Below are 21,325 nucleotides of genomic sequence, written 5' to 3' on the forward strand. Positions count from 1 at the left end.
TGGAGGGCAACCCCCCGCACCGAACGGGCTGCATGAGCAGATAGATGTTTCGAGGCTCAGGCTTGGAAACACTCTGTAATTGTTAGTGGAAAACTTCCCACAGTTCTCTAGGGTTGTAGCTAGGAATCGACCTGACTAACCTGCCTCGCGTCATTGCATATTCAACCATCAGAGACTCCAAGCCTTTGCAGGCTGAAAAAGCTTCCTAGACCTTAGGTTGACAAAACAAAAGCAAAGCATAACCTTGTCAACCGAAGGAGACCTCACATGATCAACGACCGAATCCGCCGCGCAAGGTTGTTGCGTGGAATGTCGCTGGAAGCGCTTGCGCTCAGCCTTGGCGACATAACCAAGCAAGGCTTGAGCAAATATGAGAAAGGATTGAGCCAACCCAGCTCTCGGCGCCTTCTGCAATTGGCAAAAGCGCTGGAGGTGAGTCCTGAGTACTTCTTTCGTCCCCCAGCTCTGCCCCTCGCGCCACTGGAGTTCCGAAAACTGGCGAAAATGCCTCAATACCGCCAGGTTCAGGTCGAAGAACAGATCCGAGAACATCTGGAGCGCTATATCGCCCTTGAAGCGTGCTTCGACCCGGAGGATATACAAACTGCCAAGACCCCCGCTCAAATGCTGTCGGTATCATCCATTGAGGAGGCTGAACGAGCGGCAGATGAGCTCCGCAGATATTGGGACATTGGTGAAGACCCCATCGCTCATTTGACCGAGCAATTGGAAGAACACGGCATCAAGGTGGTGATGCTCAGCGGCCTAGAGGATTTTGATGGCGCCTGTGCCTCGACCAATGACGGCCAACATGTGCTGATTGCTCTGAATGCACAACGACCAGGCGAACGCATTCGCTTTACCGCGGCACATGAATTGGGCCATTGGGTCATGCGATTGCCAGACGACATGCCCGAGCGCGATAAAGAAAACTGCTGCCACCGCTTTGCAGGCGCTTTTTTATACCCAGCTAAGCGTGTCACCGCAGACTTTGGCGGCCATCAGCGGTCTCGGGTTCATCCCCGGGAACTCTTGATCGTCAAACGCCAATACGGACTATCCATGCAGGCGGTACTCCGTCGCCTGAAAGACCTCAACCTACTGGGTGAGGGCGGCTATAAGTCTCTGACTATTCAATTCAGCAGCAACGGCTGGCGAAAGGCAGAACCTGAACCGCTGCCTTGTAAACCCCCTCAGCGTTTCGAGTCACTTGTGTTCTGGGGGTTGGCGGAGGGACTTATTACCAAGTCACGAGCGGCGGAGTTACTGCGCCGTTCAGTGAAGGCTCTGGACCCCAATTTTCTGGGCTCACTGGAGAGCGCATGAGCCTGATCTATATCAGCGATACCAACATCTGGATTGACTTCAGAAATGCAGGATTGCTGGATCACATGTTCAGGCTGCCGTTCACGTTCTGTTGTACTGACTTTGTGATGTACGAACTTGAGGATTTCCCTCATGACGAACTTCTTGCCAAAGGGCTGGTTGTAGAAACATTCGATGGGGATGGCGTACAAAAGCTCGTCGGCCTGAAAGCCGAACACAACAACAGCTCGCTGGCTGACGTTTCCTGCTACCTGCTCGCACAAGTTACCGGCAGACCATTGTTGACAGGGGATGGGAAGCTACGGCGCCAGGCCATTCGGGACGGATTACACGTGCATGGCGCACTGTGGCTGCTCGATCTGATGGTCGAATATCAAGTCGTCAATACGAGCGAAGCCGCAATGGCTCTGGACAATATGCTCACAGGGGGAGCCCGTCTGCCAGCATCAGAGTGCCTGGCGAGACTCTCCACATGGCGCCCCCTCTAAACTCCGACTAACAGGTACATCCGTGTACACAGTCGGCGTTCTGATCACTCAGCGCCCACGCTTCCACAGATACCCACCCACCAAGATCCCCATCACACACAGCACGGCCACGTAGTACGCCGGGCCCATCGGGCTTTCCTTCATCAGCAGCGACACCACCAACGGCGTCAGCCCGCCGAACACCGCGTAGGCCACGTTGTAGGAGAACGACAGGCCGCTGAAGCGCACCACCGGTGGGAAAGCTTTGACCATCACGTAAGGCACCACGCCGATGGTGCCGACGAACAGGCCGGTCAGGGCGTACAGCGGGAACAGCCAGTCGGGGTGGTCGAGAAGGCTGTGGTAGAGCGTCCAGGAGGTCGCCAGCAGCAACGCGCAACCGGCGGTCAGCACGCGCCCGGCGCCGAAGCGGTCGGCCAGGGCGCCGGAGGCGATGCAGCCCAGGCTCAGGGTCACGATGGCCAGGCTGTTGGCTTGCAGCGCCACGGTGGGGCTGAAGTGATATATGGTCTGCAGCACGGTCGGCGTCATCAGGATGACCACCACCACGCCGGCCGATAGCAGCCAGGTCAGCAGCATCGACAGCACGACGGCGCCACGGTGATCGCGCAGCACCGCGCGCAACGGCAACTCGGCGGCCAGGGTCTTGCGTTGCTGCATCTCGGCAAAAATCGGCGTTTCATGCAACCAGCGACGCAGGTACACCGACAACAGGCCGAACACACCGCCGAGCAGGAACGGGATACGCCAGGCGTAATCCGACACCTGTTCCGGGCTATACAGCGTGTTGATGGCAGTGGCCACCAGCGACCCCAGCAGAATACCGGCGGTCAGGCCGCTGGTCAGGGTGCCGCAGGCATAGCCGATATGCCGTGGCGGCACGTGCTCGGACACAAATACCCATGCTCCCGGCACCTCCCCGCCGATTGCCGCGCCTTGGATGATGCGCATCAGCAGCAACAACAGCGGCGCCCACAAACCGATCTGCGCGTAGGTCGGCAGCAAGCCCATGATCAAGGTCGGCACGGCCATCATGAAGATGCTCAAGGTGAACATCTTCTTGCGCCCCAGCAGGTCGCCGAAGTGCGCCATGATGATGCCCCCCAGCGGACGCGCCAGGTAGCCGGCGGCGAAGATGCCGAAGGTCTGCATCATGCGCAGCCATTCGGGCATGTCGACCGGAAAGAAGAGTTTTCCGACCACGGTGGCGAAAAACACAAAAATGATGAAGTCGTAGAACTCCAGCGCCCCGCCCAAGGCGGACAGCGACAGGGTTTTGTAGTCGTTGCGGGTCAGCGGGCGCGAGGGTTGCGCACTGCTTGCGGGCACGGAGGACATGGCAAGGCTTCTCTTATTAGTCAGAACGGCAGATCCCAGGTGCTGGCTGCGCCAGGACGGGTTCGGCAAGATAGCAAATCGCCTGGAAAAGCACACCAGAAGCACAGTTGACGGAAAAAGCCGCATTACAGCCGCTAAATGCCGACCAAATGAGCGCCGGGAGGTCGTCGTGGCGCATGGGTGTCGATATACTCGGCCCTTGCACGCGCCAGACCCGCAGTCTTGAGGGCTGCTGTGCCAAAACGACGTTGGCGCCACCCAGCCGCTTTGGCAGAGTTTCCCTTTAGTACGCCTTACGAGAAACGCATCAGGCGGGGTATGGTGCTGAAACGTTTTTCCAGAAGACGGCTATCCACTTGAAATACCCATGAAGCGTCACGGGTCAGAGGCACCCTCGGCATGATCGAACTCGAACAAGAAGATCCTATCCCGCAAGGCGATCTCGCCCTGCAAATCACTGCGCTTCCGCGTGAAACCAACGGCTTTGGCGACATCTTCGGCGGCTGGCTGGTCGCGCAGATGGACCTGGCCGGCACCGCCATGGCCAGCAAGGTCGCTGGCGGGCGTGTGGCCACGGTAGCCATCGATCGTATGGCGTTCCTGGTGCCAGTGGCGGTGGGCGCGCAATTGTCCTTTTACACCCAGGCCCTGGAAATCGGCCGCAGCTCGATACAGATGATGGTCGAAGTGTGGAGCGACGACCCCCTGTCCAGCGAATGGCGCAAGGTGACCGAGGCGGTCTTCGTGTTCGTCGCCATCGACGGCAGCGGCCGCACGCGTTCGGTACCGTCACGCGCGCGTTAAACCTCATCGGGTTTTGACGGTCAATTGCCCCATTACCTGCCATTGAGAGTGCTTCGTATGCCTACGCCCCACGTTGAAACCGTGACAATCGACGAGCTGGACTGCTGGCGCATCCGCCATAACGGCGCTGAGCTGCAGGTGGCCCGGCAGGGTGCGCATATCTTCAGCTACCAGCGCGATGGTGAGCAGCCGTTGATCTGGCCGAACCCCGAAGCGGTATTCAAGCAGGGCAAAGGCATTCGTACCGGCGTGCCGGTGTGTTGGCCATGGTTTGGCGTTTTCGACCGCAACCCCGATAGCGTCAAAGCGATGCGCCAGAGTGACCAACCGGCCGGCGCTCACGGGTTTGCGCGCACCGCACGCTGGGAGTTGGCCGGAGCCGAGCTTGAAGGTGACGCCTTGCGCATCGACCTGGTGCTACCGGTACCCGCGGGCGGCTTCCCCGGCTGGCCCCATCAGGTCGATCTCACCCTGAGCCTGCTGCTGGACGAGCAACTGCACATCCGCCTGACCAGCCACAACCGTGGCACCGACACCGTGACTCTGAGCCAGGCGCTGCATACCTACTTCGCCGTCAGCGATGTGCGTCAGGTTCAGGTTGAAGGCCTGGACGGCACGACATATATCGACACCGCCGACGGCTGGACCAGTAAGACCCAGTCTGGCCCGCTGCGCTTCAATGCCGAGACCGACCGCATCTACCTCGACACGCCCGCGCAGGTGAGCATCGTCGACAAAGACTGGCAGCGCCGCATCCAGCTCACGGCCCAGGGCTCTAAATCGACAGTGATCTGGAACCCCTGGACCGAGCGGGCCAAAGCCTTCGACGATATGGCCGATGACGGCTGGCAAAACATGCTGTGCATCGAGACGGCGAACGTGCTGGACGATGTGGTAACGCTGGCGCCGAACGAACGCCATACCCTGGGCGTAAGCATCACCGGCATCGCGCTGTAGATAAAGAACCCAATGTGGGAAGGGGCAACCCCCCTCCCACATTGATGGTATTGCGGCTTAGAGATCGGATTCCTTGACTACTCGCACCTTGCCCGCATCCAGCGCATAGGCCGCGTCGGCCAAATCGTTATTCACCGTCTCCACCTTCAACGTGCCGGTCACCCACAGCGGCGTGTAGATGTCGTCCAGCTTCAACCCCTTGGGATAACGCACCAGCACCAGTTGGTTGGGCGGCGGTGGCGGTACGTGAATGCAGGCCCCTGGGTACGGCACCAGAAAGAACAGCGTGCTGCGGCCCTTGGCGTCGGTTTCCAGCGGAACCGGGTAACCGCCGATGCGGATATTCTTGCCGTTCATGGCGGCCACGGTCTTGGTGGAATACATCACCGCCGGCAAGCCTTTGCTCTGCTTCAAGCCGCCTTTGTCGGTAAAGGTGCCCTGGGCTTCGGGGGAGTTGTGATCGATCTCGGGCATGGCCTCAAGGGCCTTTTGGTCCGACAGCGGCATCAGGTCGAGCCAGTCGGTTTCCGGCAGTTCGCCGGCGTGTGCCAGGCCAGTGCCCAGCAGGAGAAAAATCAATAGAAAACGGCGCATGGAGAGGCTCGGCAAGTACAAGTGCCGAGCATTCTAGCCCTCTGCGCCTGCGCAGCGCAGAGGACTTTGTCGGCTGATTACTTCTTTTTGATCAGGCCGTAGATCACCAGCAAGACGATTGCGCCGACCAGCGCACCGATGAAGCCAGCACCTTGACCTGCCTGATAGATACCCAGCGCCTGGCCACCGTAAGTCGCGGCCAGGGAGCCGGCGATACCGAGCAGGATGGTCATGATCCAGCCCATGCTGTCGTCGCCAGGCTTGAGGAAACGCGCGAGCAGACCGACGATCAGGCCGATAAAAATGGTTCCGATGATACCCATGGCATTTCCCTCTGAATGAATGTGTGTCATGGCAAAGCCTAGCCAGGCTTTACCATCCTGCATTCAGAGAGACGGCGGGCCCCAATGGTTCCCGCCGTGCCGAGGCTTATTGCTCGGCGATCAGCGCTTCGACCTTGAGGATCTGCGCCTGCAGCGTCGCGCGGTCCTGGCAACGCAGGTTGGCGTGGCCGACCTTGCGCCCGGCCTTGAAGGCCTTGCCGTAGTGGTGCAGGTGGCAGTCGTCGATCGCAATCACGCGCTCTACCGGCGGGACCACGCCGATGAAATTGAGCATCGCGCTCTCGCCCACCTTGGCCGTGGAGCCCAGCGGCAAGCCCGCTACCGCCCGCAGGTGGTTCTCGAACTGGCTGCACTCGGCGCCTTCGGTGGTCCAGTGCCCGGAGTTGTGAACGCGTGGGGCGATCTCGTTGGCCTTGAGGCCACCGTCGACTTCAAAGAACTCGAACGCCATCACGCCGACGTAATCCAGTTGCTTGAGCACACGGCTGGAATAGTCTTCGGCCAGGGCCTGCAATGGGTGATCGGTGCTGGCTACCGACAGCTTGAGGATGCCGCTGTCGTGGGTGTTGTGCACCAGCGGGTAAAAACGGGTTTCGCCATCGCGGGCGCGCACGGCGATCAGTGAGACCTCGCCGGTGAAGGGCACAAAGCCTTCCAGCAGGCAGGCAACGCTGCCCAGTTCAGCGAAGGTGCCAATCACATCCGCTTCGGTGCGCAGCACTTTCTGGCCCTTGCCGTCGTAACCCAGGGTGCGGGTTTTCAGCACGGCCGGCAGGCCGATGCGGGCGACGGCGGCTTCCAGGTCCGCTTGGGACTGGATATCGGCGAAGTCCGGGGTCGGAATGCCCAGGTCCTTAAACATGCTTTTCTCGAACCAACGGTCGCGGGCGATGCGCAAGGCTTCGGCGCTCGGGTACACGGGCACGAATTGCGACAGGAAGGCCACGGTTTCAGCCGGGACGCTTTCGAACTCGAAGGTCACCAGGTCCACTTCGTCGGCCAGTTGGCGCAGGTGATCCGGGTCGCTGTAGTCAGCGCGCAGATGCTCACCCAAGGCCGCGGCGCAGGCGTCCGGCGCCGGGTCCAGGAAAGCGAAGTTCATCCCCAGCGGGGTGCCCGCCAGGGCGAGCATGCGGCCCAGCTGGCCGCCACCGATTACACCGATCTTCATGGTCTACAACCTCAGGCGATGCGTGGGTCTGGATTGTCCAGCACGCTGTCTGTCTGTTCAGCACGGAATTTTTTCAGCACCGCGTGGAACTGCGGGTGCTTGGCGCCCAGGATGCTGGCAGACAGCAACGCGGCGTTGATCGCGCCGGCCTTGCCGATCGCCAGGGTCGCCACCGGGATGCCGGCCGGCATCTGCACGATGGACAACAGCGAATCCACGCCCGAGAGCATCGACGATTGCACCGGCACACCGAGCACCGGCAGGTGGGTCTTGGCCGCACACATGCCGGGAAGGTGCGCTGCGCCGCCGGCGCCAGCGATGATCACCTCGATGCCTCGGGATTCTGCTTCATCGGCATACTGGAACAGCAGGTCCGGGGTGCGGTGGGCAGAGACCACCTTCACTTCGTACGGAATGCCGAGTTTTTCCAGCATATCGGCGGTGTGGCTAAGGGTGGACCAATCGGACTTGGAGCCCATGATCACGCCAACCAATGCACTCATCGTCGTGCCTCTTCTCTCTGGGCGCCCGCAGGCGCGTCAAAAAACAACAAGCCACGCGGGAAATCCGGCGTGGCTTGTTGTACGAATGGTGGCCGGTTGGACCGGCCGAAGGCCGCGCAGTATACCGTAATAATTCAGATAAACAGCCCCTGGAACGACCATCTGTCCAGTGCCGCAAACCGGCGATTTTATTGACTTTCAGGTCAGCGAAAACACTACAAACCCTGTGGGAGCCGGCTTGCCTGCGATGGCGGAAGGTCAGTGCCTGAAATGTCGGCTGATACACCACTATCGCAGGCAAGCCAGCTCCCACATTTGATCTGTGTTGGCTCAAGTATTCTGCGCCGCCCCACCTTCCAACTTACGCCACAACAACCGCACATTCGCCTTACGCACCAACGCACAGCGGTACAGACGAATTTCCAGCGGCACATGCCATTGCGGCCCGCCGCAGACCACCAACTCGCCGCGGGCCAGTTCGGCACGCACGCTCAGTTGCGGCACCCACGCAATACCCAAGCCTTCCAGCGCCATGCTTTTGAGGCTGTCGGCCATGGCGGTTTCGTACACAGTGGTAAAGCGCAAGGCGCGCTGGCGCAGCAGCAAATGCACCGAGCGGCCCAGGAAGGCACCGGCGCTGTAGGCCAGCAACGGCACGCTGCCCTCGCCTTCCAGATCGAACAGCGGCTTGCCATCCGCATCGGCGGCGCACACCGGCAGCATTTCGGTGTTGCCCAGGTGCAGGGACGGGAAGATTTCGGCGTCCATCTGCATTGCTGCGTCCGGGTCGTAGAACGCTAGCATCAAATCACAGCCACCTTCACGCAGGGCATGCACGGCATCGCCGACGTTGGTGGCCACCAGCCGCGTGGCGATGTTCAGGCCTTCGTTGCGCAGTTGCGCGATCCAGCGTGGGAAGAACCCCAGCGCCAGAGAGTGGGCGGCCGCCACTTGCATGACTTCGCCCTGCCCGCCTTCCAAGTGATGCAAATGGCGCAGCACTTCGCCGAGTTGCTCGACCACGGTGCGCGCGGTGACCAGGAACAACTGCCCCGCCGCCGTCAGTTCCACGGGGGTGCGCGAGCGGTTGACCAGGGTCAGGCCCAACGCGGCTTCCAGGCTGCGGATGCGTCGGCTGAACGCCGGCTGGGTGACGAAGCGCCGCTCCGCCGCCTGGGAAAAGCTGCGGGTCGCCGCCAGGGCACTGAAGTCTTCCAGCCATTTGCTCTCAAGGTTCATCACTTCCTCCCACGGATATGCACCATTTTGGCACACACGCCCGCCACGTTAGCCGGGTCACACGCTCATTATGCCGTTTGTGCATAGGATAGTGTTTAACAGCATTGGCCCTGAAACGTCCAGAAGCCTAGGATTCACAGCGTTCCGGCTTAGCCCGGGTCCATATCGAGATGATTTCCGTCATGTCCTCCGCTGCATCATTCCGCACAGAAAAAGACCTGCTTGGCGTACTCGAAGTACCCGCTCAAGCGTATTACGGCATCCAAACCCTGCGAGCGGTGAACAACTTCCGCCTCTCGGGCGTTCCGATTTCGCATTACCCGAAATTGGTGGTCGGCCTGGCAATGGTCAAGCAAGCCGCCGCTGATGCCAACCGCGAGTTGGGCCAGCTCAGCGAAGCCAAGCACGCTGCCATCAGCGAAGCCTGTGCCCGTCTGATCCGCGGCGATTTCCACGAAGAATTCGTGGTGGACATGATTCAAGGCGGCGCCGGCACTTCAACCAACATGAATGCCAACGAAGTCATCGCCAACATCGCGCTGGAGGCCATGGGCCATCAGAAGGGCGAATACCAGTACCTGCACCCCAACAACGACGTGAACATGGCGCAGTCGACCAACGACGCCTACCCGACCGCGATCCGCCTGGGTCTGCTGCTGGGCCATGACGCGCTGTTGGCCAGCCTCGACAGCCTGATCCAGGCGTTCGCCGCCAAGGGCGAAGAGTTCAGCCACGTGCTGAAAATGGGCCGCACCCAACTGCAAGACGCCGTGCCGATGACCCTCGGCCAGGAATTCCGCGCCTTCGCCACCACCCTCGGTGAAGACCTGGCCCGCCTGAAAACCCTGGCGCCAGAGCTGCTGACCGAAGTGAACCTGGGCGGCACCGCCATCGGCACCGGCATCAACGCCGACCCGCGCTACCAGGCCCTGGCCGTACAGCGCCTGGCCGTCATCAGCGGCCAGCCCGTGGTTGCGGCGGCCGACCTGATCGAAGCCACTTCCGACATGGGCGCCTTCGTGCTGTTTTCCGGCATGCTCAAGCGTACCGCGGTGAAGCTGTCGAAGATCTGCAACGACCTGCGTCTGTTGTCCAGCGGCCCACGCACCGGCATCAACGAGATCAACCTGCCGGCGCGCCAGCCAGGCAGCTCGATCATGCCTGGCAAGGTCAACCCGGTGATTCCGGAAGCGGTCAACCAGGTGGCGTTCCAAGTCATCGGCAACGACCTGGCCCTGACCATGGCGGCCGAAGGCGGCCAGCTGCAACTGAACGTGATGGAGCCGCTGATCGCTTTCAAGATCTTCGACTCGATCCGCCTGCTGCAACGCGCCATGGACATGCTGCGTGAGCACTGCATCGTCGGCATCACCGCCAACGAAGCCCGCTGCCGCGAACTGGTGGAGCACTCCATCGGCCTGGTCACCGCGCTGAACCCGTACATCGGCTATGAAAACGCCACCCGCATTGCGCGTATCGCCCTGGAAAGCGGCCGCGGTGTGCTGGAACTGGTGCGCGAAGAAGGCTTGCTCGACGACGCCATGCTCGACGACATCCTGCGTCCCGAAAACATGATTGCCCCACGCTTGGTCCCGCTGAAGGCCTAAGCGTTAGATGCACCGCTCACCAGGTTGAGGGACTAGACACCTCTCACCTTTTGAGGGCCTGAAGGCTCGTTCTTCAGGCCCTTTTTTTTGCCTCAAGGTTGTGAAATGAAGCCCATAAAAAATCCAATATCGCCCTGCAAACCCACCTTGCCTGCAACAGCTTGGCTGAAACCTTTAATCAGGCCGAGCAGACGGATCACGTTCGCCTAGGTATAGTGCCGCCCCTCTTCGCGTCTGCGGCTGTCGGTAACGACGCCCGGAAACCCGCGAAACCGCATGAATAACAACCCGCAAAAGGATTGGGTCGAACCGTCGCGCACTGCCTGGTGCGATGCGACGTCTTTGAGCCGTCCTGCGTTTGCCATTAGAAAAATCAGCGAGGAACACTCCATGCTCGAAGTCATCAACGACTTCCTCTCAGGGAAAGTACTGATCGTGCTCATTGTCGGGCTCGGCGGTTATTTCACGATCCGCTCGCGTTTCGTACAACTGCGCCACTTTTTCCACATGTTTTCGGTGTTTCGCGACAGCCTCAAGAGTAGTGCCGGCCAGCTCAGCTCGTTCCAGGCGCTGATGCTCAGCCTCGCCGGGCGCGTGGGTGCCGGCAACATCGCCGGTGTCGGCATTGCCGTTACCCTCGGCGGCCCGGGTGCCGTGTTCTGGATGTGGGTCACCGCATTGGTGGGCATGTCTTCGAGCTTTATCGAGTGCTCCCTCGGCCAGTTGTACAAGCGTACCGACGCGGAAGGCACCTTCCGTGGCGGCCCGGCTTACTACATTCAGCACGGCCTGCAAAAACGCGGGCTCGGCATGCTAATGGCGTTCCTGTTGCTGGTGACCTTCGGTTTTGCCTTCAACGGCCTGCAAGCCCATGCCGTGACCCACTCGCTGAACAACGCCTTCGGCCTGGACACCACCTACACCGGCCTGGCGCTGGCGGTATTGCTGGGCCTGGTGTTTATCGGCGGAATCAAGCGCATCGCGTCGATCGCCGACCTGCTGGTGCCGGTCAAGACCCTGGTCTACATCGCCGTGACTCTGTACGTGATCGTGCTGCAATTCGACCACGTACCAGCCATGCTCGCGACCATCGTCAAGAGCGCTTTCGGCCTCGACCAAGCCTTCGGCGGCCTGGTGGGCAGCGCGATCATCATGGGTGTGAAACGCGGCGTGTTCGCCAACGAAGCCGGTTTGGGCAGTGCGCCTAACGTGGCGGCAGTTGCCTCGGTTGAGCACCCGATCGCCCAAGGCGTGGTTCAGGCGTTCAGCGTGTTCCTCGACACTTTCGTGATCTGCACCTGCACCGCGCTGCTGATCCTGCTCTCCGGTTTCTACACCCCAGGCTTTGAAGGCGACGGCATTGCCCTGACCCAGAACTCCCTGGCGGCAGTGGTCGGCGACTGGGGCCGCATGTTCATCTCGGTGGCCCTGGCGTTGTTCGTGTTCACCTCGATCATGTACAACTACTACCTCGGCGAGAGCAACCTGCGCTTCCTGGTAGGCAACAACCGCAAAGTGCTAATGGGCTACCGCACCCTGGTACTGGTGCTGATTTTCTGGGGTTCGATCGAGAACCTGAGCACCGTGTTTGCCTTCGCTGACATCACCATGACCATGCTGGCGTTCGTCAACCTGTTCGCCCTGGCGTTCCTGTTCAAGATCGCCATGCGCATCCTCAAGGACTACGACGACCAGCGCGCAGCGGGCATCAAGACCCCGGTGTTCGACTCCAGCCAGTTCCCGGACCTGGACCTGGACCGCAAGGCTTGGCCGGCCAACCCGGTCAAGTCCGAGCCAGCCGCTCAAGCGAGCGCTGAACTGAACGCTCAAACGCAACGTTGAGCGTAGGTAGATGACACGCCGCCCGGCCTTGGGCATGCTCGGGGCCCGGCGGCGTTTTTCGTTCAGGAGAATTCTCGATGTCCCCAGCCAACAACATCATGGTGCTCTACACCGGCGGCACCATCGGCATGCAGGCCAGCGCCAACGGCCTGGCGCCCGCGTCGGGTTTCGAAGCGCGCATGCGCGAACAGTTTGCCGATGTGAAGGTGCCCACCTGGCGCTTCCGTGAAATGTCCCCGCTGATCGACAGCGCCAACATGACCCCGACCTACTGGCAGCACCTGCGCTGCGCCGTGGTCGAGGCCGTGGACGACGGCTGCGACGCGGTGCTGATCCTGCACGGCACCGACACCCTGGCCTACAGCGCGGCGGCCATGGCGTTCCAACTGCTGGGCCTGCCGGCGCCGGTGGTGTTCACCGGTTCCATGCTGCCGGCGGGCGTGCCCGACAGCGATGCCTGGGAAAACGTCCACGGCGCCCTGCTGGCGCTGGGCGCGGGCCTGGCACCGGGCGTGCATTTGTACTTCCACGGCGCGCTGATGGCGCCGACCCGCTGCGCGAAAATCCGCAGCTTCGGCCGTCACCCTTTCGCCGCGCTACAGCGTCAGGGCGGCGCAGCCAAGGTCGATGCCATTGCCGATACCTTGGGCTATCGCCAGCCCAAGGCGCTGGCGAACGTCGGCGTGCTGCCTCTGGTGCCCGGTCTTTCGGCGGCGCTGCTCGACAGCCTGATCGACAGCGGCATCCAAGCGCTGGTCTTGGAATGCTACGGCAGCGGCACCGGGCCCAGCGACAATCCGGCCTTCCTCGCCAGCCTGCAGCGCGCACAGAATCAGGGCGTGGTGGTGGTGGCCGTCACCCAATGCCATGAAGGCGGCGTTGAACTGGACGTGTATGAAGCCGGCAGCCGCTTGCGCGGCGTCGGTGTGCTGTCCGGTGGCGGCATGACCCGTGAGGCGGCGTTCGGCAAGCTCAACGCCCTGCTCGGGGCGGGGCTGCCAACTGCCGAGGTCCGTCGTCTGGTCGAACTGGACCTGTGCGGCGAACTGAGCTGACGTCCGATACATAGTCACTCCCGCCGCTGACCTGGCGGTGCCTAGCATGGAAAACCCGAGCCCTCGCTCGGGTTTTTTCCATCAGCCGGCACCACAGGAATGCCCCCATGACCTCTTCAACCTCCACTGCCACGCAACAGCCCACGGGCAATGACCCCAGCCTGGAGCTGATCGCGCAGTTCTATGCAGGCCCCTCCTTCCGCGAAGCCGCCACCGCAACGTTGCGCCAGGCGCTGAACGAACACTATCCGAACCTGAACATCGACCCCGGCAGCACCCTGATGGGGTCGCCAACCTGGACCCTGGTAGGCGATGAACTTGTGGCCGGGCCGCCCGACTATCACGCGCTGAGCGATCTGCTGGCGCGCCAGGCAGTGCTTGCCGTACCGGCGCAGTGTATCGAGGGCGAACATTTTCTCACCCGCCAACCGGTGACCGACCCGCCGGTGCATTTGCCCGTGCGCATGACCGACATCGCAAAAATCCTCAACACCCGCGCCCCGGTGATGCTCAGTGTGTTTCAGGAATACCTGGTCGATTACTGGAACGAAAGCAATACCCTGGGCCCGCGCTGGCAGGAACTGTCCAGCACCCTGCGCAATGGCTGGAACGTGCAAAACGTCGAAGGCTGGGACGAGACCGACCACGCCATGGCACGTCGGCTGTTCCGCTTGCCCGAGCGCGCCACTCGGCAGGTCGACGACCCGTACACCAGCACCGCCAGCATCGTGGAGGTCCAGCAGCTGCATGGCGAATCGGCACAGGGGTTCACTGCGCTGATGTTCGCGGTGCTGTCGGGGCAGGTTCAAGGGCGCCCGGTCATCCTCAGTTACTCCCTGCTCAAGGGCTATGAGAAGTTCGATTCTTTGCAGCAGTTAGGCCAGTCATTGGCCGATCACGTTGGGCCACAGGCACAGCTGTCAGGGTTGCAATGGCGCCTGTATGAGCCCGACGGTCACTTTTTCGATTACCTGGCCTGCACCTTCATCGCTCAACAGGTGGACGCCGTTGGCGCGATGGATTTCTCCGATCTGCGCCAGGGCAGCCCCAGCCGGATCAACAGCGCGTTGAACTCAACCCCTGGCGCGGATGATGCGGCGGCGCAGAAAGGCCCAGGCTTGGAGTGGTATCGCGATGCCCTGCCCGACTGGCTGAGCGCCGGCTCCACCGCAGACTTGAACAACTACGCGCGGCACCTCAAAGACCTCGCGGCCCTTAATAGCCAGCATGCCGGCCAGTCCTACCTCGATGGCATCCCCGGCATCGAGGAGTACGCCCTGGCCCAGCTCAGGCAACAGGTGCTGATCGACCACCCGGACGCCCAGCATCTGCCCTTGGACAAAGTCGTGGTGAGGGTGCAAAGCGTCGTCACCTGGGGCACGTTCATCGTGCCCGGCGCCACCGAGACCACCACCTTTACCCTGGTGGAGCTGGCGCTGCAGAACTTGATCGCACTGCCCCTGGGCACCAAGACGGTTCAACTGCCCAACGGCGCACAGCTGCCCGCCTGGCTGACCGTCGATTACGTGGAGCAACTGATCCAAGAGGTGGATATCGGCAAGAACTACCCCGAGCTGATCAAAGCCCAACTGGTGGATATTCGCCAGGAAGCCACGCGGCGCAGGAATCTGTACACCGAACAGGTGCGTATCCAACTGCCGCTGATGGCGCTGCAAAGCAAACTTCGCCAACAGAACGGAATCGACGAGCAAGGCTACCGTTACATCGCCGCGCTGATGAATGCCGAGGCCCACGAGCGCAAAGTCGATAACCAGACGATTGTCATGCGCCCGTTGGCGTTCGCGCCCAAACGCCGCACGGATGGCACGTATGACACGGTGGAAAACATGTACGTGATCGGCCCGCAAAGCCTCACGGCCGGCCCCTGCCTGCTGTATCGCCCACTGTTCGACCCACCGCTGGTTCAATACGCCTCGCCCGCCAACCTGATCTATGCGATCGCGCAATCGGAATCGCTGCGCAGCTCGGTCCTGGCCTGGCTGCCTGACGCGGTGCGCGAGGACTACGCCAACTACGTGTTCCCAGGGGACCTGCCGTCGCCGTGGGCGGTTGCCGAGTACCTGGTCGAGCCCGATAAACTCTGGACCCTGAGCGGTCCTATGACCCTGGCCAACACCGTGTTGGACGGCAACCTGCTGGGGACGTTGTTCAATGCCAACGCGCAGGCACTGATCGCCCTGGCGGACCGCACGTCGGTGTCCAACGCCGAAAGCCGCTGGGCAACGTTCAAGCAGGCCGGCTGGACCCTGCTCAATGCCGTGCTGCCCTTTCTCAGCCCGACACTTGGCACCGCGGCGTGGATTTGGCAGATCCTCGATCAACTCAAGCAATTGGCCGAGGCCGAACAGCAACACGACACCGCGACGCAACAAGCCACCCTCACCGATGTGCTGCTCAACCTCGGCCTGGCGATCACCCTGCACATCGCCACACGCCATTCGCGTACAGGCCCGACACTGGCAGCGCGCCGGGGGCCGGAGGCGGAACCGCCAGTCAAGAAACTCGTCATCCAACAAGTGCTTGCCACCCCGGCGAGCGACCCGTTGACCGAACGTGGATCCCCGCTGAACATCCTCGGCGCCGTCAATCGCCTGCCCGAAAAACTCGGCACCGTCCTGGACCGCTTCAAAGTGGATAGGCCCTCAGACCTGAGTGCTCCCATCGCCGAAGCCGGTACTTATCAGCACCTCTACCGTTCAGGGCAGCACTATTACGTGCCCGTGGGCGCACGCTGGTTTCAGGTCTCGGCTCAACCGGACGAGCCGGTGCACATCATCGATCCGAAACAACCGGAACGTAGCGGGCCGATGCTGGTGCACAATGCCGCCGGCCAATGGTTTATCGATACCCGCTTGCGCTTGCGCGGTGGTGGCCCCAAACGGGCGATCAAGCGAGCCAGCCTTGAAGCCGCGGAAAGAGCCAAGCAACTGCGCGACAAACTGCAAGCCTTCGAGAAAGCCAAAAAAACCGCACAGGTTGAATTGCAGCAAGCGCACACAGCCATAACCGATGCCCCCGGCACCTCGACCGAGGCCAAGCGCCAGCTTTACCTGCAAAAGCTCGCCAGCCAGCGCGCGGACTATGAAACCGCACTGCAACAGCTCAAAGAACTGAACGTGTTTGACCCCTTGCCCGATTACCAGCCCAGGGCCATGGCGTACCTCAAGGCACAGCTGGATTTATCCGAAGCCAGCATCAGCGAGACCCAGCGCAGCTTTACCCCGGTGTTCCGCCGCGTGTTGGACCAGATCGAACGCCAGGCTCATGCACCCCAAGAGCGGCATATCGAAGACGCTCGAACCCTCACCGAAATGAACCGAGACATGATCGAACGCCTGGACTACGTGCAGTCGCGCTTCGAACAGTTACGCCAATTGCCCTCCGAAGGGCTGCGCCAGATCCAGGAACGGAAAAAACGCCTGCCCGCCTACAACAGCAGCGATCTACGGGCCATGCAAGTGACCATGGCGCGCAACCTGTGCATGCGTGAAGCCTCGCTGAGCAGCGCGCCCGATGCGTGGGAGGCCTTGGACCAGATCGTCAATGCCGCCGATATCGCGATCCAGGCCCTGCGCGACACCTTGCACGAACGCAGCGAAACACGCCTGGATGAGCGCATCGAGGCGCTGGGGAGTCTGATTGAACAATTTGCCGTGATCGATGAGCGCCTCGAAGACCTGCCGCAAGATTTTGCCGACGCCATCATTCCCGAGCAGCTGGCCAGTTTGCGCAGCAAAATACGCCAATACTCACAAGACACGCAGGTGCAACTGGCCCTCCTGCACCTGGACCGCGATGCCCTCAGGAGCCGCCCCACGCCGCCGCCCACGCCGCCCAAGCCCAAGATGAAATTCATCCACACCCGCTACAACGGCGTATTGATCGGCGAACCGCGCTTGACGCCGGTCGGACTGGAAACCGGCCTGGTGGATATCAAGTCGCCGATCACACAGCAGGTGATCGCGACCTATCACCAGAAAGGTCAGGATGTGTACGTGCAGCGCATCAGCACACCGACGCCAACGCCGCCCGCCGTGCCGGATATCCAGGTTGCCCTCGATAAAGCCAAGGGGTTTCTCGACAATTTGCACAGCTTCAAGACCCGCGCCGACGAACAGGCGGCCAAGCCCACCCGCACCGCAATGGGCATTGAGTACCTGTACCACCAGCACGCCCTGCGGCTGGAAGAGACCGACCAGGCCATCGAGCATGGCTTGGCGTCGGCCAGCCTTACCGCCGACCAGCACCGCGCCGCCGCGATTCTCAGCCGCAAACTCAAAGAGGCCACCGCCGAACTCTACCAAGAGGCCACGCAACATATGCTGCGCATGATCCGCGAAAAGCCGCCGACCATCGCCGGTGTGGATTGGCTGCTGCAACGCCACAAAGTCACTTTGAAGAAAACCATGAGCCGCCGTCGACTCAAGAGCGCCAAGCCCGATTACCTGGATGAATACACCGTCGCCGATCGCACCACCCATGAAGTGCTCTGGTACGCCCACTTCCACTACTCAACGTCATGGACGCCGGCCAAGGCGTTTATTTCCGCTCGGTTGAAAACCCCGGCCGAGCGCCGTCTGGGGCTGGCCGCCGACACCGTCAATGGGCTGAACGCGCAGCAGCGGCTGGATTACTACCGCAGCGAAATCAATCTGGAGCAAGCCCGTCGGTTGTTCTTCAACCTCTGATCGGGCATTGCACGCGGCATGGGAATTGCTCGCTTCTGGCAATCGTCCCAGGGACTTACCCCATGCTGCACTCGCACCTGACCACTCTCAACGCCGTTTCGCTGGTACTCGAAGCCTTCAGCGCCGACGGCATCCATCAGCAGGTGCTGCTGGCCGGCAGCGGCATTGCGAGCGCGGACCTGCACCAGCCCGACACGCGAATCACCACGCGTCAGGAGATGCGGGTCTGCGCCAATGCCGTAGCGCTGCGCCGCGACCTGGGGCTGGACCTGGGCCAGCGCATGCACGTGTCGTCCTACGGCATACTGGGCTATGCGCTGCTCACCAGTGCCACCTTCGGTGACGCTTTGCGCCTGGCGCTGCGCTACCCCGCATTGCTGGGAACACTTTTCGAGCTGAGCCTTGAAGAGGACGGCCAACGGATCTGGTTCACCGCCAGTGATTATCGGGAAGACCCGGCGCTGGCCGCGTTCAATATCGAGCTGTGCCTGGTGTCGCTCAAAGTCATCTGCGACGACCTGCTCGGCCAGCCGCTGCCACTGTTGGGGGCGCGCTTCGACTATCCGGCGCCGGCCTATCAGGCACGCTACCGCGAACGTTTCACCTGCCCGTTGCAGTTCCAGGCCGCCGGCAACGCGTTTGCCTTCGACCGTCACTGGCTCGACCAACCGTTGCCGCTGGCCGATGCCATCACCCATCGCGCCATGGCCGAACGCTGCCGCAAACAGAACACCGAATTCACCGGGCGCCAGGCGTGGCTGGGGCGCGTGCGCCAGTTACTGGCCTCGCAACTGCACGCCGCGCCGGGGCTGGATCGGCTGGCCGAACAGCTGAACTGCTCGTCACGCACCTTGCGGCGGCACCTGCACGATCTAGGCAGCAGCTACCAGGAGTTGCTCGACGAATTGCGGTTCGAGCGCGCCAAGCAATGGCTGGCAGAGGATGCGATGCCGATCCACTGCATCGCCGAGCAGTTGGGTTTCAGTGAAACCGCGAGTTTCCGGCATGCCTTCGTGCGCTGGAGCGGGGTCGCGCCGAGCCAGTTCCGGCCATGAAGGGGGCAAAAGAGGCCAGACTGGACAGCGCGCCTGGCCATATTTATCCCCTTTTGGCCGCTCCTGTCGTTCTCTTGCCGCGCCGGCGCGGCAACACTGCAAGGCATCACCCTCAGCCCGCGAGAACAACAACATGCTGACGATCTACTCGGACGATCATCACCTGCACCACGGCCGCTGCGAACTGATGGATGGGCAACTGATGCCCTGTTTCGAAATGCCCTCCCGCGCCGACCATGTATTGCAGCGAGTCCAGCAACGCGAACTCGGCCCAGTGCAGGCGCCCCACGACTTTGGCCTGGCGCCGCTGGCACGCATTCATGACCCGGCCTACCTGGAATTCTTCAAAGGCGCGTCGGCACGCTGGGCCCTGTCGGGTCAGGAGGGCGACTTGCTGCCCTACACCTGGCCCGCCCGCACGTTGCGCCAGGTAATGCCCACCAGCCTGCACGGGCAATTGGGCTATTACAGCTTCGACGGCGGCGCGCCGATCACCGCCGGCACCTGGCAGGCGGCATACAGCGCGGCGCAAGTGGCGCTCACCGCGCAGCAGGCGATCCAAAACGGTGCCCACAGTTCGTTTGCCTTGTGCCGCCCGCCCGGTCACCACGCCGCCGCCGACCTCATGGGCGGTTATTGCTATCTCAATAACGCAGCCATTGCCGCCCAGGCGTTCCTCGACCAGGGCCATCGCAAAGTCGCGATCCTCGATGTGGATTACCACCACGGCAATGGCACCCAATCGATTTTCTACGCCCGCAACGACGTGCTCTTCGCCTCCATCCACGGCGACCCGCAAGCCGAGTTCCCGTTTTTCCTCGGATATGCCGATGAGCGCGGCGAAGGCGCCGGCGAAGGCTTCAACTTCAATTACCCGTTGCCGGCCGGCACCGGTTGGGCGCGTTGGAGCGCTGCACTGGACAGCGCTTGCGCCGAGATCGAAGGCTATGGCGCCGATATTGTGGTGGTGTCGCTGGGGGTCGACACGTTCAAAGACGACCCGATCTCACAGTTCAAGCTCGACAGCCCGGACTACCTGGCCATGGGGCAACGTATCGCCCAACTCGGCAAGCCGACGCTGTTCGTGATGGAAGGCGGTTATGCGGTGGAAGAAATCGGCATCAATGCCGTCAACGTTCTCGAAGGTTTTGAGGGGTCAGCCGAATGAACATATTCAGGTCTCTGTTGCTCTGCGCCGCCGTGGCGAGCAGCGCCGTGCACGCCGAAGAAAAAACCCTACGGGTCTACAACTGGTTCGACTACATCACGCCCAAGGCGCTGGATGATTTCAAGGCCGCCAACCCGGCCATCAAGCTGATCTACGACATCTTCGATACCAACGAAGCCCTGGAAGCCAAGCTGCTGACCGGCAACTCCGGCTATGACGTGGTGGTACCGTCCAACGTATTCCTGGCCAAACAGATCGAAGCCGGGGTGTTCCAGCCTCTGGACCGCAGCCAGTTACCCAACTGGAACCACCTGGACCCCAAACTGATGAAGCTGATCGAGGCCAACGACCCCGGCAACAAATTCGCCGTGCCCTACATGTACGGCACCATCCTGATCGGCTTCAACCCGGCCAAGGTCAAGGCGGCGTTGGGCGACGATGCGCCGGTGGACAGCTGGGACTTGATCTTCAAGCCGGAAAACATCAGCAAGCTCAAGCAGTGCGGCGTCGCCCTGCTCGACTCGCCTTCGGAAATCCTGCCCCTGGCCCTGCAACACCTGGGCCTGGACCCCAACAGCCAGAACCCCAAGGACTATGAAAAAGCCGAAGCGCTGCTGCTGAAAATCCGCCCCTACATCACCTACTTCCATTCCTCCAAATACATGGCCGACATCGCCAATGGCGACATCTGCGTGGCCGTGGGTTACTCCGGTAGCTTTTCCCAGGCCGCCAACCGCGCCAAGGAAGCCAATAACGGCGTGACCGTGGACATGCGCCTGCCCAAGGAAGGCGCACCGATCTGGTTCGACATGCTGGCCATTCCCAAAGGCGCGAAAAACCCGCAGGACGCCTACACCTTTATCAACTACCTGCTGCAACCCCAAGTGATCGCGCCGATCAGCGATTTCGTCGGTTACCCCAACCCGAACAAGGACGCCACCGCGCAGGTCGACCCAGCGATCCGCAACAACCCCAACCTTTACCCCACCGAAGCAGCGATGGCCACGCTGTACACCTTAAAACCCCTCGACAACAAGGCCGAGCGCGCCAGGACGCGGGCCTGGACCAAGATCAAGTCCGGCACCTGAGCCGGCCGCCACCTGGGCAATGTGCGAACTGTCCTTT

At 61.7% G+C, this 21,325-nt stretch carries 17 protein-coding genes; 11 read left to right on the forward strand and 6 right to left on the reverse strand.

The genetic code is table 11. The features are described 5' to 3' along the window. Window positions 1-267 precede the first annotated feature (267 nt). Window positions 268-1,326: a helix-turn-helix domain-containing protein gene (locus QRN41_RS11110; RefSeq protein WP_167417332.1), complete on the forward strand. Its 1,059-nt coding sequence runs from the start codon at window positions 268-270 to the stop codon at window positions 1,324-1,326. After that, window positions 1,323-1,814 carry a PIN domain-containing protein gene (locus QRN41_RS11115; protein ID WP_047882279.1) on the forward strand — a complete coding sequence of 164 codons (492 nt, stop codon included), beginning with the start codon at window positions 1,323-1,325 and terminating at the stop codon, window positions 1,812-1,814. Before QRN41_RS11110 ends, QRN41_RS11115 begins: the two co-directional genes overlap by 4 nt. A gap of 48 nt (window positions 1,815-1,862) precedes the next feature. On the opposite strand, the gene QRN41_RS11120 is transcribed toward QRN41_RS11115, so the two are convergent. Next, complete coding sequence (locus tag QRN41_RS11120; protein WP_167417333.1) at window positions 1,863-3,152, reverse strand: MFS transporter; 1,290 nt, start codon at window positions 3,150-3,152, stop codon at window positions 1,863-1,865. 399 nt (window positions 3,153-3,551) lie between these two features. Between QRN41_RS11120 and QRN41_RS11125 the strand changes: the two genes are divergently transcribed. Next, window positions 3,552-3,956 (forward strand): acyl-CoA thioesterase, encoded by a 405-nt coding sequence (locus tag QRN41_RS11125; protein WP_003176975.1) that lies wholly within the window; start codon window positions 3,552-3,554, stop codon window positions 3,954-3,956. Window positions 3,957-4,013: 57 nt separating this feature from the next. Continuing rightward, complete coding sequence (locus tag QRN41_RS11130) at window positions 4,014-4,913, forward strand: D-hexose-6-phosphate mutarotase (RefSeq protein WP_034115471.1); 900 nt, start codon at window positions 4,014-4,016, stop codon at window positions 4,911-4,913. A gap of 57 nt (window positions 4,914-4,970) precedes the next feature. Here QRN41_RS11130 and QRN41_RS11135 read toward each other — a convergent pair whose 3' ends face one another. The 5 genes from QRN41_RS11135 to QRN41_RS11155 form a co-directional block, all read right to left on the reverse strand. Then, complete coding sequence (locus QRN41_RS11135; protein ID WP_034101528.1) at window positions 4,971-5,507, reverse strand: DUF3299 domain-containing protein; 537 nt, start codon at window positions 5,505-5,507, stop codon at window positions 4,971-4,973. A 77-nt stretch (window positions 5,508-5,584) separates the two neighbouring features. Continuing rightward, complete coding sequence (locus QRN41_RS11140; RefSeq protein WP_005792540.1) at window positions 5,585-5,830, reverse strand: GlsB/YeaQ/YmgE family stress response membrane protein; 246 nt, start codon at window positions 5,828-5,830, stop codon at window positions 5,585-5,587. Window positions 5,831-5,936: 106 nt separating this feature from the next. Continuing rightward, window positions 5,937-7,022 (reverse strand): 5-(carboxyamino)imidazole ribonucleotide synthase, encoded by a 1,086-nt coding sequence (locus QRN41_RS11145; protein ID WP_034139848.1) that lies wholly within the window; start codon window positions 7,020-7,022, stop codon window positions 5,937-5,939. Window positions 7,023-7,033: 11 nt separating this feature from the next. Further along, window positions 7,034-7,525, reverse strand: coding sequence for a 5-(carboxyamino)imidazole ribonucleotide mutase (gene purE, locus QRN41_RS11150; protein ID WP_003195648.1), 492 nt, complete (start codon window positions 7,523-7,525; stop codon window positions 7,034-7,036). A gap of 330 nt (window positions 7,526-7,855) precedes the next feature. Next, complete coding sequence (locus QRN41_RS11155; protein ID WP_010566930.1) at window positions 7,856-8,764, reverse strand: LysR substrate-binding domain-containing protein; 909 nt, start codon at window positions 8,762-8,764, stop codon at window positions 7,856-7,858. A gap of 182 nt (window positions 8,765-8,946) precedes the next feature. Here QRN41_RS11155 and aspA point away from each other — a divergent pair, with 182 nt between their 5' ends. The 7 genes from aspA (at window position 8,947) to QRN41_RS11190 (ending at window position 21,288) form a co-directional block, all read left to right on the forward strand. Further along, window positions 8,947-10,371, forward strand: coding sequence for an aspartate ammonia-lyase (gene aspA / locus QRN41_RS11160; protein WP_167417334.1), 1,425 nt, complete (start codon window positions 8,947-8,949; stop codon window positions 10,369-10,371). Window positions 10,372-10,761: 390 nt separating this feature from the next. Next, window positions 10,762-12,213 carry an alanine/glycine:cation symporter family protein gene (locus QRN41_RS11165; RefSeq protein ID WP_285421561.1) on the forward strand — a complete coding sequence of 484 codons (1,452 nt, stop codon included), beginning with the start codon at window positions 10,762-10,764 and terminating at the stop codon, window positions 12,211-12,213. Window positions 12,214-12,290: 77 nt separating this feature from the next. After that, on the forward strand, window positions 12,291-13,268 hold the full coding sequence (locus QRN41_RS11170; RefSeq protein ID WP_285421562.1) for an asparaginase: 978 nt from the start codon (window positions 12,291-12,293) through the stop codon (window positions 13,266-13,268). A gap of 107 nt (window positions 13,269-13,375) precedes the next feature. Continuing rightward, the gene (locus QRN41_RS11175; protein ID WP_167417336.1) at window positions 13,376-17,977 is read left to right on the forward strand and encodes a coiled-coil domain-containing protein; all 4,602 of its coding nucleotides are present in this window, start codon (window positions 13,376-13,378) and stop codon (window positions 17,975-17,977) included. A 62-nt stretch (window positions 17,978-18,039) separates the two neighbouring features. After that, the gene (locus QRN41_RS11180) at window positions 18,040-19,032 is read left to right on the forward strand and encodes an AraC family transcriptional regulator (protein WP_167417337.1); all 993 of its coding nucleotides are present in this window, start codon (window positions 18,040-18,042) and stop codon (window positions 19,030-19,032) included. Between the two features lie 133 nt (window positions 19,033-19,165). Continuing rightward, window positions 19,166-20,200 (forward strand): histone deacetylase family protein, encoded by a 1,035-nt coding sequence (locus QRN41_RS11185; RefSeq protein ID WP_167417338.1) that lies wholly within the window; start codon window positions 19,166-19,168, stop codon window positions 20,198-20,200. Further along, window positions 20,197-21,288 (forward strand): polyamine ABC transporter substrate-binding protein, encoded by a 1,092-nt coding sequence (locus tag QRN41_RS11190; protein ID WP_040266697.1) that lies wholly within the window; start codon window positions 20,197-20,199, stop codon window positions 21,286-21,288. The genes QRN41_RS11185 and QRN41_RS11190 overlap by 4 nt, the downstream gene beginning before the upstream one ends. The last annotated feature ends 37 nt before the right edge of the window (window positions 21,289-21,325 follow it).

This window comes from Pseudomonas sp. efr-133-TYG-23, assembly GCF_030209215.1.
GTDB lineage: Bacteria > Pseudomonadota > Gammaproteobacteria > Pseudomonadales > Pseudomonadaceae > Aquipseudomonas > Aquipseudomonas rhodesiae.